The sequence below is a fragment of the Mesorhizobium sp. B3-1-7 genome (assembly GCF_006439385.1).
GTDB lineage: Bacteria > Pseudomonadota > Alphaproteobacteria > Rhizobiales > Rhizobiaceae > Mesorhizobium.
Genome location: NZ_VFTL01000044.1, coordinates 40830 through 53156, shown reverse-complemented (window position 1 = coordinate 53156; position 12327 = coordinate 40830). Strand labels below are relative to the sequence as shown.

At 62.5% G+C, this 12327-nt stretch carries 16 protein-coding genes and 2 pseudogenes; 9 read left to right on the top strand and 9 right to left on the bottom strand.

Annotated features, from left to right (window positions below):
- Window positions 1-179: 179 nt before the first annotated feature.
- The 3 genes from FJ417_RS28730 to msrA all read left to right on the top strand — a co-directional run bounded on the left by FJ417_RS28730 (window position 180) and on the right by msrA (window position 1567).
- Entirely contained in the window at window positions 180-548 is a 369-nt protein-coding gene (locus FJ417_RS28730) for a hypothetical protein (RefSeq protein WP_140785766.1), read from the top strand.
- 100 nt (window positions 549-648) lie between these two features.
- The gene (locus FJ417_RS33285; protein ID WP_181183325.1) at window positions 649-882 is read left to right on the top strand and encodes a hypothetical protein; all 234 of its coding nucleotides are present in this window, start codon (window positions 649-651) and stop codon (window positions 880-882) included.
- 163 nt (window positions 883-1045) lie between these two features.
- The gene (msrA, locus tag FJ417_RS28720) at window positions 1046-1567 is read left to right on the top strand and encodes a peptide-methionine (S)-S-oxide reductase MsrA (RefSeq protein WP_140659349.1); all 522 of its coding nucleotides are present in this window, start codon (window positions 1046-1048) and stop codon (window positions 1565-1567) included.
- Window positions 1568-1676: 109 nt separating this feature from the next.
- Here the strand turns inward: msrA and FJ417_RS28715 are convergent, their stop codons facing one another.
- Window positions 1677-1871, bottom strand: a complete 195-nt coding sequence (locus FJ417_RS28715) for a hypothetical protein (RefSeq protein WP_140659348.1) — start codon at window positions 1869-1871, stop codon at window positions 1677-1679.
- 168 nt (window positions 1872-2039) lie between these two features.
- Between FJ417_RS28715 and FJ417_RS28710 the strand changes: the two genes are divergently transcribed.
- Entirely contained in the window at window positions 2040-2300 is a 261-nt protein-coding gene (locus tag FJ417_RS28710) for a hypothetical protein (protein ID WP_140640973.1), read from the top strand.
- A 26-nt stretch (window positions 2301-2326) separates the two neighbouring features.
- On the opposite strand, the gene FJ417_RS28705 is transcribed toward FJ417_RS28710, so the two are convergent.
- The 4 genes from FJ417_RS28705 to FJ417_RS28690 form a co-directional block, all read right to left on the bottom strand.
- A complete protein-coding gene (locus FJ417_RS28705; RefSeq protein ID WP_140785764.1) occupies window positions 2327-2872 on the bottom strand; it encodes a hypothetical protein in 546 nt (181 codons plus the stop codon).
- A 533-nt stretch (window positions 2873-3405) separates the two neighbouring features.
- Window positions 3406-3846, bottom strand: a complete 441-nt coding sequence (locus tag FJ417_RS28700; protein ID WP_140785763.1) for a GFA family protein — start codon at window positions 3844-3846, stop codon at window positions 3406-3408.
- A 123-nt stretch (window positions 3847-3969) separates the two neighbouring features.
- Window positions 3970-4221, bottom strand: coding sequence for a hypothetical protein (locus FJ417_RS28695; protein ID WP_140785769.1), 252 nt, complete (start codon window positions 4219-4221; stop codon window positions 3970-3972).
- Between the two features lie 101 nt (window positions 4222-4322).
- Window positions 4323-4490: a Thivi_2564 family membrane protein gene (locus tag FJ417_RS28690; protein ID WP_095819989.1), complete on the bottom strand. Its 168-nt coding sequence runs from the start codon at window positions 4488-4490 to the stop codon at window positions 4323-4325.
- Window positions 4491-4637: 147 nt separating this feature from the next.
- Here FJ417_RS28690 and FJ417_RS33280 point away from each other — a divergent pair, with 147 nt between their 5' ends.
- Both FJ417_RS33280 and FJ417_RS28685 read left to right on the top strand, forming a co-directional pair.
- Window positions 4638-4775 carry a hypothetical protein gene (locus tag FJ417_RS33280; protein WP_181182584.1) on the top strand — a complete coding sequence of 46 codons (138 nt, stop codon included), beginning with the start codon at window positions 4638-4640 and terminating at the stop codon, window positions 4773-4775.
- Between the two features lie 94 nt (window positions 4776-4869).
- Window positions 4870-5034, top strand: coding sequence for a DUF3309 family protein (locus tag FJ417_RS28685; RefSeq protein ID WP_082048942.1), 165 nt, complete (start codon window positions 4870-4872; stop codon window positions 5032-5034).
- 14 nt (window positions 5035-5048) lie between these two features.
- Here FJ417_RS28685 and FJ417_RS28680 read toward each other — a convergent pair whose 3' ends face one another.
- Window positions 5049-6908, bottom strand: coding sequence for a CHASE3 domain-containing protein (locus tag FJ417_RS28680; RefSeq protein WP_246687576.1), 1860 nt, complete (start codon window positions 6906-6908; stop codon window positions 5049-5051).
- A gap of 637 nt (window positions 6909-7545) precedes the next feature.
- Here FJ417_RS28680 and FJ417_RS28675 point away from each other — a divergent pair.
- Window positions 7546-8769 (top strand): anion transporter, encoded by a 1224-nt coding sequence (locus FJ417_RS28675; protein ID WP_140785762.1) that lies wholly within the window; start codon window positions 7546-7548, stop codon window positions 8767-8769.
- A gap of 56 nt (window positions 8770-8825) precedes the next feature.
- Here the strand turns inward: FJ417_RS28675 and FJ417_RS28670 are convergent, their stop codons facing one another.
- Window positions 8826-9410: a TetR/AcrR family transcriptional regulator gene (locus FJ417_RS28670; RefSeq protein WP_140785761.1), complete on the bottom strand. Its 585-nt coding sequence runs from the start codon at window positions 9408-9410 to the stop codon at window positions 8826-8828.
- A gap of 73 nt (window positions 9411-9483) precedes the next feature.
- Between FJ417_RS28670 and FJ417_RS28665 the strand changes: the two genes are divergently transcribed.
- The gene (locus FJ417_RS28665) at window positions 9484-10320 is read left to right on the top strand and encodes a crotonase/enoyl-CoA hydratase family protein (protein WP_140785760.1); all 837 of its coding nucleotides are present in this window, start codon (window positions 9484-9486) and stop codon (window positions 10318-10320) included.
- Window positions 10321-10366: 46 nt separating this feature from the next.
- On the opposite strand, the gene FJ417_RS28660 is transcribed toward FJ417_RS28665, so the two are convergent.
- Together FJ417_RS28660 and FJ417_RS28650 are read right to left on the bottom strand one after the other, a co-directional pair.
- Entirely contained in the window at window positions 10367-11443 is a 1077-nt protein-coding gene (locus FJ417_RS28660; protein WP_140640986.1) for an HPP family protein, read from the bottom strand.
- A gap of 514 nt (window positions 11444-11957) precedes the next feature.
- Window positions 11958-12173: pseudogene (locus tag FJ417_RS28650) on the bottom strand (SDR family oxidoreductase); the annotation flags it as partial.
- Here FJ417_RS28650 and FJ417_RS28645 point away from each other — a divergent pair.
- Window positions 12171-12305 (top strand): annotated as a pseudogene (locus FJ417_RS28645) (CGNR zinc finger domain-containing protein); the annotation flags it as partial. The pseudogenes FJ417_RS28650 and FJ417_RS28645 sit on opposite strands and share 3 nt — an antisense overlap.
- Window positions 12306-12327 lie beyond the last annotated feature (22 nt).

Genomic DNA, 12327 nt, shown 5'->3' with positions numbered 1-12327 from the left:
TGACCGCTTGAAGCGCGCACTGTATTTGGACATGCAAAACCCCCGAAGGTTGTGTCCAACTTTCGGGGGTCAGTTCAGCCCGGCGGGTTTTTTGTTTTTCGCGCCATCCATTCCTTCGAAGCGCTGGCGGGCGCCCTCTCTGTCCTGCGGCGCTTTCAACATTTTTGCCTGAGGCCCAGATGCCACGCTATGCCACCATCGTCACCGCCGATGACGGCGCCGAGATCGTCAGCGCCATCGGCGAATTCGAGGGGTCGAGCCTGCCGCGCAGCCCAGGCCGCGTCGAGCAGGTCGCGCCAGGCGTGCGCATCGGCATGGTTCGCGGTGGCCCTGATGAGGCCGTCGCCGGTTTCGGTTTTCCGCGCCAGGACCTCGGCCCGTCCTCCGTCCGCTCGGTGACGGCGAAGCTGAAAGCAATGGCCGCGCCGGCCGCCGATGCCCGGACCGCCAAGCAGGCCAGCGCCAGGCCACGCAGGAAACCAGCGCGCAAGGTCCGCAAGGTCAAGGCGGCAAAGGCCGCGCCATCGCAAGCGGCCACCCATGGCTGACGAAAGCAGGTACCGCGCAGGCGCGAAGCGGGCAAGCCGAAAGCCGAAGAGCCCCCAAGCCGGGGCCGCTCTGGCCACTCGCCCGAAGCGCCCGCGAAAAATGCTCGTCGACGATTTCGCGGCAGCCCTTCGCGCCGACTTCCGCGCCCATGGCGCCGGCGTCATCGCCGCGGTGCGGGCCGAAAAACCGGAGCAGTATCTGAAGGTCGTGCTGACGATGCTGCCTAAGGATTTTTCGGAAAGTGCCGATGCCAATCAAAACAGTCTCGGGCAGTTTTCGGATATCGTCTTCGAGGTGGTGGTGCGGAGATTCAGGCAAACGCCGGATTCGTGATCGCGACGGCGTCGAAGCCGTGCAAGCATATATTTTTGAAACAGACAGGGGCAGACCGTCCACGCCGGATACTTCGATGCCGGTGTCAGCGATTGGCCGCTCGAACCGCTGGAAGAACCCGGCCGCAACCCCTATCTATGGAGCAATCCAAAGGAGGTGTGACATGGCTTCTTCCACCGAACGCGCGGTCCTTGCGGGCGGCTGCTTCTGGGGCATGCAGGATCTGATCCGGCGCCTGCCCGGCGTGATCTCGACGCGAGTGGGCTACAGCGGCGGCGATGTACCGAACGCCACCTACCGCAACCACGGCACCCACGCCGAGGCGATCGAGATCAACTTCGATCCGGCCAGGACAAGCTTCCGCACATTGCTCGAATTCTTCTTCCAGATCCACGATCCGACGACAAGGAACCGTCAGGGCAACGATATCGGCGCGAGCTACCGCTCGGCGATTTTCTACACCAGCGATGAACAGAAGCGGATCGCCGAGGACACGATAGCCGACGTCGACGCGTCCGGCCTGTGGCCTGGCAAGGTCGTCACCGAACTCGCCCCGGTCGGGCCTTTCTGGGAAGCAGAGCCCGAGCATCAGGACTATCTCGAGCGCTACCCCAACGGCTACACCTGCCATTTCGCGCGCCCGGGCTGGAAGCTTCCGGTCCGCCAACAGGCGGCCGCGTCATAGTCAGAGGCCAGGCTGTTTCATACAGGCCTTTACGCGCTTTGATCCGCCCGCCGTGCCGGAAGGCATGGCGGGCTTTTTGCGTTCCGGCCTCCGTCCCGGGCGGGCAACCTCAGCCCTTGGCGCGGTGGCCTTCGTGTTCGTGGCTGCCGATCCAGTGGGCGCGGATGCGGTCGCTGGCTTCGAGATAGGCCATGTCGATCAGATAGGTCAGAAGCTTCTCGCCATCGGCCTCCGCCTTCTGGCGAAGTTCTCGCAAGATCCCCTGCGCAAACTGCAGGTTTTCCATTTTGCTAGGCTGGTCCATGGATGCCCCCAAATGTCTGTGCGGTAAGTTTGGCTCACTATGCTTGTACGAACATTGTCACCACGCTCGCGGTGAAGCTGTACTCGGTTGCACTGATGCCCGATCAACGAACCTGTTGGACATTGCGCGGAAATGTCGATATTTTACGCGCCCAATCGGATGGCGACCATGCACGAAGACGAGGGCAGCACTCCTGACAAGTTGCAAGCCATGCTTGACGTGATTGCCAGGAGCGAGCCCTTGAGCGAGAGCGGGCAGGCGGATTTCGGCCGGTTGAGGGCCGACGCCGCCAAGGCCGCCGGCGTGCTGATCGAATTTTACGGCGATGCGGCCCTGGAACGGGCCAAGCTCATCGAGCGCCGATCGCCCCAGTCGCATTTCGCGCGTATGGTCGCGGCTGAAGTCGGCAGGCGCGGCAAGCGAAGCTGATCCGCAAACAATCGGCGAAAGCCGCTTCAAGACGATCTTCGCCTCCCCAGCCTTGCGCCAAGCCGCTGCTCGACCTCTTCCTCGACATTGTCCAGGAGATAGGACATCAGGTCGTGTCCGATCGATCGCGCTAGGTCCTTGGCTTGCCCGACATGGTTGCGGATCTCGCGCAGCGCCCGCTCTTCGCACGCGGCCTCGTTCGTCAAATCGACGAACCAGCCGGGATAGAGCGCTGCCTCGCCCGCCCCGTCAACGCAACATTGGCCGACGGCCAGGATCTTGCGCAATCCCATCTTTTCGGAATGGACCCTATAGACCTCCCTGAAGCCGGCCCTGTGCTCCACGGCCTTGCGGATAGCCAGCCGAACCCTTGAGCGGTCGTCCTTATCGATGCTTTGCATGCATCGTTCAAACGAGGTGCCGTGGGAGAACTCATCGAGTGTCAGACCGAAATAATCTGAAAGATTGGCATCGCCATAGACACGGTCGCGCTTGATGTCCCAGGTCCAGAACCCGTCGATCGGTGGATACCGCATATGCATGTTGCGGCCGTGTTCAGGCGCCGATGTCATGAAAACCGCCCCGTCCGGTTTCAAGATTCGGCAGCACTATGTAGCAAAAAATGAAAGAAACAAAGATGGCCTTTTGTACAAGGCCGGAAGTCATAAGGCTTGCTGCCAATGGCATTTCGGGATGTCATATTTGATATAACCAGAAAGAGGGCAAAGAGAAAATTTCTTGAGCCGAAAGAATTTTCACTTCGGTATTGCAACTGCAGCTTGGTATTCCACATGGTAGGCGCAGCGGGCAAGCAGGCAAAACAATCCCGGGAGGTGTATTTCCGCAAGAAGCATGGCTGAAAATTCTTATATTTTGTAAAACGGATAAAATTCTTTGCGTGCTGCTGTCTGGAACCAGGCCGGCTTACGGCCTCTTCGCCGCATCCCACAACGCTAACGTCTGCCTTGGCCGGCACCGACCGGTGGTTGAAACTTCCAGGAAAGCCCGAGCATATCGGCCCACGGCCGGGCGTTTTTCCGGGCGTGCCGGAGGCACCGGTGGACCGAAGATTATCGTTCTGACTAAAGTCCGCCAAGAACTCAACCTAGGCCGACCTTTGCAGTGGCTCCGGGCCGGCTTCAGCGCCTGCCGCCGAATCATCGGCGATCCGGTCATGCTCAAACTGTTGCGCCGCGGGGAGGGCTTGCAGCCAGGGCTCGCGGCGTCCGATCCACAACTCGTAGCTCGGCATCAGCCCTTCAGTCGGAGCAATGTCCAGGCTGCCGATCGTGACCTCGGCCTCATTATCGCCGACGAAAGGAACGCGGCTTCCGCATGTGGGGCAAAAACTCCGAGCGCCATAGTTGCTGGTGATGCCGGTGGTTTCGAACGCTCTTAGCGGCCATACGGCGTACGCATGGAAGGCCGATCCGCTTGTCTTGCGGCAGTCCTTGCAGTGACAGAGGCCGACCCGGAGCGGCTCGCCAGTGACGCGGAACTGCACGCCGCCACACAGGCAACTGCCGCTGCGCGCGATTTCAGGCATTGCCGTTCCTCCTGCGGTTGTGCACGGAGCCGCGTCTCTCTCGCGCCCGGCAAGTCCCGCTGCTGGCTGCTAAAACCCGCAGGAGGTTGCAATGGTTCCGCGCCGGCGCGCAAGAAGCATCGGTCAGTTGGGAAAGTTGATCGGCTCCTCGCACCGATAGACGCGGCACTCGCCGCCTTTGGTCGGAACCGTCGTCGAGACAGGCACTTCCGGCCAGTCGCACTCATTGCCGAATTGCCGGACGAACCGGTCATAGGTGTCTGGACCCGTGGTCAAGACCACGGCATGGTCGCTTTTGATCAGCGCCTGCGTCTGCGCGCAAGTCATGACGCGCGTATCTGGCCGGGCATAGGCAGCGCTCGCGGCGCACAACATTGTGCCGCCCAACAATATCTTGCCTGCGGTAAGTGCGATCGACGAGGGTCTCATGGGACACCAGGTTTTTGACGTTTCCGGGTGCCGAATATGGATCGCGGCTAGAACACCGCAAGATATTTGAGCAGCGAAATGATGCCGATGATGATGACGATGATCTGCGCGATCTGCCGCGCGCGGGCATCGAGCGGCAGGCGTTGCACGAGGTAGAGCACCAGGATCACCACCAGGAAGGTGATCAATATGCCGATAAGAACCGATGCGCCCATATGCCTGCCTCCGTTTTATCCCAAGGTTGCCCAGATCGGGCTGCCTCAAACGTTGCGGACGGGAGAATGGTTCCACGAAGGTCAAGTGGAACAGGAGACTTGGCGAAGACGTTGTTCAGCATCTTTTGAATATTAAAGGATGGGAACGTGAAAGACGTATTCAGCACCGCTACCATTATCGCCTCGATCGCGATCGCCATCGCGCTTATGTTTTTGGTTCCCATCAAACTTGAGGCCAACCCCGGGCAGCCAATGGTGTCGGCTCACTCGGCCAGTCCTGAATAGCATCGGCCCGGAGGTGAGCGGAACATGCGTGCCGCTTGCGAGTTGACTTGGTCATAACGGCGCTGGGTTCGCGCTTCAGAAAGAGGAAAAGTCCATGGGTCTCGGCACAATTCTTATAATCATTCTTATCCTTGCCCTGCTGGGCGGCTTCAGTGGCTTGGGCGGCGGGCCGTTCTACGGCACGGGCTACTATGGCGGCGGTGGTCTGGGGCTGGTTCTTGTCATTGTCATCATTCTGGTTGTGCTCGGACGGATCTGATAGCCGCCCAGCAATCAAGCCAGCGCATCCCTCAGCTTCGCCGCCAGTTGTTCCAGCGTGAACGGCTTGGCGATGAAGTGCACATCGTGGTCGAGCACGCCATTGTGCACGACCGCGTTGCGGGTGAAGCCGGTCATGAACACCACTTTCAGCGATTGGGAACGCCCGCGTGCCTGTTCGGCCAACTGACGGCCGTTCATGCCCGGCATAACGATATCCGTCAGCATCAGTGCGATGGCCGCATTCTCGGCGAGCTTGCGCAGCGCCTCCTCACCGCTGGCGGCCTCGACGACCGTGTATCCGAGCTCCAGCAGCGTAGCGGCCGTCGAAAAGCGCACGCGGGCGTCATCCTCGACGAGCAGCACGGTTTCGGTGGCCGGGACATCGCTCCTGCCACTTGCTTTTGGCGGCGTTGCCGCCTCTTCCGGGCCTGTGAAACGTGGAAGATAGATCTTGATCGTCGTGCCTTCGCCGGGCTCCGAATAGATTTTGACGTGTCCGCCCGATTGCTTGACGAAGCCGAACACTTGGCTGAGCCCGAGCCCCGTTCCCTTGGTTGCAGGCTTGGTGGTGAAGAACGGCTCGAAAGCCTTGGCCACGATGTCGGGTGACATGCCAGCGCCGGTGTCGGTCACCGCGATCATGACATACTGGCCAGCCTTCACCTCCGGATGCGCCACCGCATAGGCTTCATCGAGATAGCAATTGGCCGTCTCGATGGTGAGCTTGCCCTTTTCGTCCATCGCGTCGCGCGCGTTGACCGCCAGGTTGATGATCGCGTTCTCGACCTGGCTCGGGTCGGCATGCGTTTTCCAGAGTCCGCCCGCCAGCACCGTTTCGATCTCGACCGCATGGCCGAGCGCGCGGCGCAAAAGGTCCGACATGCCGGCGACGAGGCGATTGGCGTCGACGATCTGTGGCGCCAGTGGCTGCTGCCTGGAAAAGGCAAGCAGCCTGGCCGTGAGATTGGCGGCGCGCGCCGCGGCGTCGGCGGCCGCCTCGACGAAGCTCTGCACGTCATGTTCGCCGCGGGCTAGCTTGCGCTGCGCGATGTTCATGGCGCTGGTGATAACGGCCAGCATATTGTTGAAATCATGCGCGATGCCGCCCGTGAGCTGGCCAACCGCTTCCATCTTCTGCACCTGGCGAAGTTGCGACTCCGCCTTTTCACGCGTCTCGATCTCGTTGAGCAGCGCAGCGTTCTTCGCGCTCAAGGCGTCTTGCGCCGTAGCCACCTCGTGGAAGCGGCGGCTGGATTGGCGGATCGTGTAGATGCCGAGCAGGAAGATGCCCAGCAGCGCGGCGAACGAGCCGGCGCGCAACCAGCCTTCGATTTGCTCCATGCGCTCCGCGCGGGAAGCGAGGCTCGCGCCGTCGATGCGCCGGATCGCGTCGATATTGGCGCGGATCTGGTCCATATCCAGCTTGCCTCGGCCGCCGCGCACGATGTCCAGGGCCTTGGCCGTGTTGCCCGTGTCGTAGAGCCTGATCGTCTCCGCGAGTTCGGCCTGCTTGCGGGTAATCGCATCCTTGATGCCGACGGCCTGCTGCGCCCTGTCGCTGCCGGCCGGAAACATCTCGTCGATGCGCCTGAGCAGCGCCGGCAGCGCATCGACCGCATGCTGATATGGCAGCAGGTAATTCTTCTCGCCTGTCAGCAGATAGCCGCGCTGGCCGGTCTCGGCGTCCTGGGCGAGCGATAGCAGGCCCGACAGCAACTGCTGGGCTTCGAACGCTTCGCGGCTGGCGTCGCGATCCGCGATCTGCGCTTCGGCGAGGATGGCGCGTGCGCCAATGATCAGTGCGACAGTGGCAAAGCCGGCAAAGAGCGGAAGCGCTTGCCATCGCAGGGCGCGTCGCAGTCGGACGATCATTGCTTTGTCAGCCCTGAGGAAATCATGAAATTCGCCAAGTCGTAGGCGGCGGCAAAGCGCAAGGCAATAGCCAAGTCCATCAGGCAATGAATGCAGCAAGTTAGCCAGGTCTGGCTACGTCAAACTTTAACGACAGCGCGCTCAGCCGATGCCAAAAGGAGATTCCGCCGCGGCTGCGTTTGGCGGTCGACCGGCACTCCTCCACGGATCTCGTTAGCTCTGGCGTCCGCTGCATTCGAGGCAGACAATGCTGTGTCCAGGACAACTCAGCCGATGCGTGCCTCCTGGGCAGCAATGGCCATTTGAGCTCAGCCAGCGCGCGCAAACGAAAACTTTCTTGGCCCCATGACAACGGGAGCATTCCTGCGGACGCATCAATTCCTCCCGTGGCGGGACGCGATGTTCCGCTTCAACGACCGTATTCATCCGTTTAGTCCCCAACGCCTGGATATCGGTCACATATGTTAATTCACTATTCTTTACATTAGGGTTTATGAACGTGAAAGACATGAAAGCGAGACAAGGCTTTCATGCGCTTGCGCGCTTTCCCTTTGCGCTGGCCTTGTTAAATGTGGTGCCGCCCGATGCGTCGACGGATTCTGGCGGGGGCCGGGCAGGCAACGGGAACCTTCTTGCAATGACTTGGACTGGCGCCGGCGCGCTTTTCATCCTCGTGCTCACCTATGCTGGCGTCGCCGTCGGCCGTATCCCGGGCCTGCGCCTCGACCGCGCCGGCATTGCGCTGCTGGGCGGCGCCGCCATGATCGCCATCGGCGCGATCGGCATCGATGATGCCTACAAGGCCATCAATTTCGACACCATCACGTTGCTGCTCGGCATGATGATCGTCGTGGCGCATCTGAAGGTCTCCGGCGCGTTTCGGGCGCTCGGCGGCTTTGCCATCGAGCATGCCCATGCACCGTTCATGCTTTTGGTGATGGTGACGCTGTTGACCGGCTTGCTCTCGGCCTTCCTGGTCAATGACGCGATCTGCCTGGTGATGGCGCCGATCGTCGTCCACGTCACACGGGTCATCAACCGCAACCCGGTGCCTTACCTCATCGCCACCTGCACGGCCTCGAACTGCGGCAGCGTCGCCACCATCACCGGCAATCCGCAGAACATGGTGATCGGCGCGCTGTCCGGCATTTCCTATCCGGCTTTCACGCTGGCGCTCGCGCCGGTGGCGCTGTTCGGCCTGCTCTGCGTCATCGTCATCGTGCGCATCGTCTACCGCACCGAATTCTCCCGCCCCGCCGAACTCAGCCCAGAAGTCTATCGCGGCCGCATGCTGCCCGGGCAGGTGTTGAAGGCCACCATCGTCTGCGTGTTGCTGGCGCTCGCCTTCTTTGCCGGCGTTCCCGTCGCCAAGGCAGCACTGATTGCCGGCGCCTTCCTGCTGGTCACCCGGGCTATCAAGCCGCGGCGCATCTACCGCGAGATCGACGGGCCCCTGCTCTTCATGTTCGCCGGCCTGTTCGTGGTGGTGGCCGGCGCCGAGCGCACGCTGCTCACGCCCGATATGATCGTTTGGGCGAAGAACATCGGCCTCGACGATGTCTGGCGGCTCTCTGGCTTCACCGCGGTGCTTTCAAACATCATGAGCAATGTGCCGGCGGTGCTGGCGCTCCGGCCCTTCATCCCTGGGTTGGAAAACCCGGAGCGCGCCTGGCTTGTTGTGGCAATGAGCTCGACGCTTGCCGGTAATTTCACGCTGCTCGGCTCGGTCGCCAATCTGATTGTCGCCGAGCAGGCAAAGGCGGCCGGCAAGGAGCTTTCCTTCTCCGCCTTCTTCAAGGTGGGCCTGCCGCTGACGCTGGTGACGCTTCTGGTCGGTACGGCCTGGCTGGCCTGGTCCTGAGGATGCGGTCCCTTCGGACCGCTCTATTCGGTGCGCTGGGAGCGCTACGGTCCGGCTTAGCCTTTGCCCGTCATCCTTGCCCGTATCAGCGTCGCGGCGGCGTGGCCGGCGGCGGCGACGTAGTCGGGGTTGTGATGGATCAGCATGCTGGAAAAGGCGCCGTCCATCAGAAGCACGATCTCGCGCGCCAGCATTTTCGCCTCGGCGACATCGTAGCTTGAAAGCGCGCTTGCCAGCCATTTTTCGAAATTGGTCTTGTGGCGCGCTCCAGCCTTCACCGCCGGATGCCCCGGCGTCGCGGCCAACTCTGCCGCCGTGCGCAGGAAGCCGCAGCCCTTCCATTTGGGGTGGCGCGCCACCCGCGCCAGGTTGGTGAAGATTGCTTCCACCTTTTTATCCGCGCCGCCCTCCGCCGCCTCGAACCAGCCGGCCATCTGCTCGAGATTGGGCTGGTCGCGGCCGTCGAGATAGGCCGCGATCAGGTCGTCCTTGCTCTTGAAGTGATAGTAGAGCGTGCGCTTGGTGAGCCCCGCTTTTTCGGCCACCGCATCGACACTGACGCGGCCGATGCCTTCGGCATAGAACAGCTTGGTCGCCGCATCGACGAGGCGCTTTCGGGTGGGATTGGCCTTTTCGCTCATGTTCGTAGTATACCGACTAGTGAATATACAAGCAATCGAAAGCCTGCTCCTATCCCGCCGGAAAGGAAAAGTCATGACCGACCTTGTGCTGAGCGAGACGCGCGACGACGTCGTCATCCTCACCCTCAACCGTCCCGACAAGCTGAACGCGCTGAATTACGCGCTGATCGACCGGCTGCTTTCGCTTCTCGACCTGATTGAGACGGACGATAGCGTGCGCGCCGTGATCCTCACTGGGTCAGGGGAGCGCGCCTTCTCCGCCGGCGCCGATATCCACGAATTCTCGTTGAGCGTGGCCGAAGGCGCCGATGTCGCGCTGCGCGATTTCGTGGCACGTGGCCAGCGCCTGACGGCCCGGCTGGAAGCCTTCCGCAAGCCGGTGATCGCCGCCGTCAACGGCCTCGCCTTTGGCGGCGGCTGCGAAGTCACCGAGGCGGTGCCGCTGGCGATCGCCAGCGATCGCGCGCTGTTTGCAAAGCCCGAGATAAAACTCGCCATGCCGCCGACATTCGGCGGCACGCAGCGCCTGCCGAGACTGGCCGGCCGCAAGCGCGCGCTGGAACTGCTGCTCACCGGGGATGCGTTCTCGCCCGCCCGGGCGCTGGAGCTCGGCCTCGTCAACCAGGTCGTGCCGCACGGTCAGCTGATGCCGGCCGCGCTCGACCTCGCGCGGCGTATCGTCAGCCATTCGCAGGCGGCGGTGGCGAGCATCCTCACCGCTGTCGCGCGCGGCCTCAACCAGAGCATCGCCGAAGGCCTGCTCGTCGAGGCAGAGCAATTCGCGCGCATGGCTCCCACGGCCGATCTGCGCGAAGGCCTGAGTGCCTGGATGGAGCGACGCAAGCCGATCTATGATCGCACATGGATGCATATCACCCGGCCGGCCGGGACAAGACGAGCGGCGCGGTAGCGCGATCGAACGGCGAGCGGGGGCATGCCAGGTGATTGGTCCAGCACTATGCCACCGCTTTAAGCTGCGCCGGCGCCTGTACGCGCGCGGCTGCCGCCAGCATGTCGGTCTGGGTGATCAGGCCGAGTATACGCCGCTCGCTATCGACGATCACCACGGCATGGCTGCGCCCGTCGGTCAGCACAGGCAGCAGGCTCATCGCCGGCGTGTCGGGTAAGGCGGTGCCGGCCTTCGACATCACCCCTTTCACCGTATCGGTCGCTCGCGTCAGCTCGCGCAGGCCTACCGCACCGGTGAGCCTGCCGTCCGTGTCGACCACCGGCAGAGTGCGAATGTTGTGATCGATCAGCTGTTTGCGTGCTTCGTCGGCCAAGGCGGTTTCCGGCACCGAGATCACATCGCGGGACATGATATCTTTGCACAGCAGCGTGCGCTGCGAGCGCACCATCGCCTGCAACTCGACCTGACGCAGCAGGCGCTCCAGGTCGTCGCGGTCGATGTCGAAAGTCTCGTCCAGCGCGGACAGCGCCGCATCGACGTCCTCGGGCCGGAAACCGACACGCTCGGCCGGCGGCCGGTCGGCGGTGCCGTGGCCGCCCGCGGGTTGATGCACGTGTGGATAGCTGCGTCGTGACAGCTTGTGGAACAGAAAACCGAGCGTCACCAATATGATTGAGTTCAGCGCCACCGGCACAAAAGGAAACAGGAAGCCGGCGGCGGCAACGGCCGGCCCCCCGAGTACGCCGGTAAGCGCTGCTGCGCCGCCCGGCGGATGCAATGAGCGCGAGAATGACATGGCGGCGATTGCCAGCGCCACCGCAAGGCCAGAGGCGATCACCGTGTCGTGCACAAAATGCGCCACCGTCACGCCGACCAGCGCCGAGATCGTGTTGCCGCCGATGATCGACCAGGGCTGCGCCAACGGGCTCGAGGGAACGGCAAAGAGCAACACCGCCGAAGCGCCCATCGGCGCCACCAGCATTGCTACATCCGCGCCCTTGCCCATCGCAAGCCCGCTGATCACGCCGGTCAGCGCGATGCCGATCACGGCACCGATGCAGGCGATCAGCCGTTCACGCAGCGTGGCGCCGGCTAGGATCGGAACAAAGAGGCGGAACGCCATGGCAGGTCCTGGATCGATTTGGGGTGGAATTGCGTTGCTCGCAATGCCGTTGAAACCACGGATTTGGAAGCCAAACCAATCCGTATATTCGCAGCCTGGGAGAATATTATTGCGCCGCCAGCTGAGTAGGACATGCCGCCAGCGGCCTCGGCTTTCTCAATCGCGCCAAGGCGTTACGGCCGTTTGCGGAATCGGCCCTGCAATCGCCGGCCACGCTACCTCTGCTTTGGCTTGCTGTTGAATCCCAGCGCGCCGAGCACCTTCACCGCACCACTCCTGCCCCTTCGAAATCGCCAGAGGCTAGCTGCGCACCCGTGGCGAACTCATAGGCGGTGCCGAGGATCGCCTTTGGTGGATAAAGACGGTCTTCCCAGGCCAATTCATAGGTCGTGGTCGGCGCAAAGCCGTGCTCGGCGAAAAAACCGGTCAGGCCCCAGCCGGTCGTAGTCCTCTATCGCGCGCAAGATATGCGCGCGCGTCACGCGATCCCAGGCAATCATTGCATTGTCCTCCTTCAGACAGACTTCACCTCACCGCCGTCCATGCGCAGCGTCGAGCCGGTCATCCAGCGTGCCGCCGGCGAGACGAGGAAGGCCATCAGTTCGGCGATCTCCTCGGGGTCTCCATATCGGGCGATGCCGGCTTCTTTCGGAAAATTCGCCGCCGCATTCTCGACGCTCATCTTGTGCAGCGGTGCCCAGTGCTCGAGATAGGAGCGTCGCCGGCCGGTCCCGCCTGCACGTTGCTTTTCGCCGACCATACGCGCGGTCACAGACGCCGCTGGTGCAGCATGGCCGCCTGTGGCAACCGGGCAAAGCAGGCCGCGCACCGGCACAGGCACAAGGATCATGACCACAACTAAATCGAGCGAGGCGCGGCGCGCC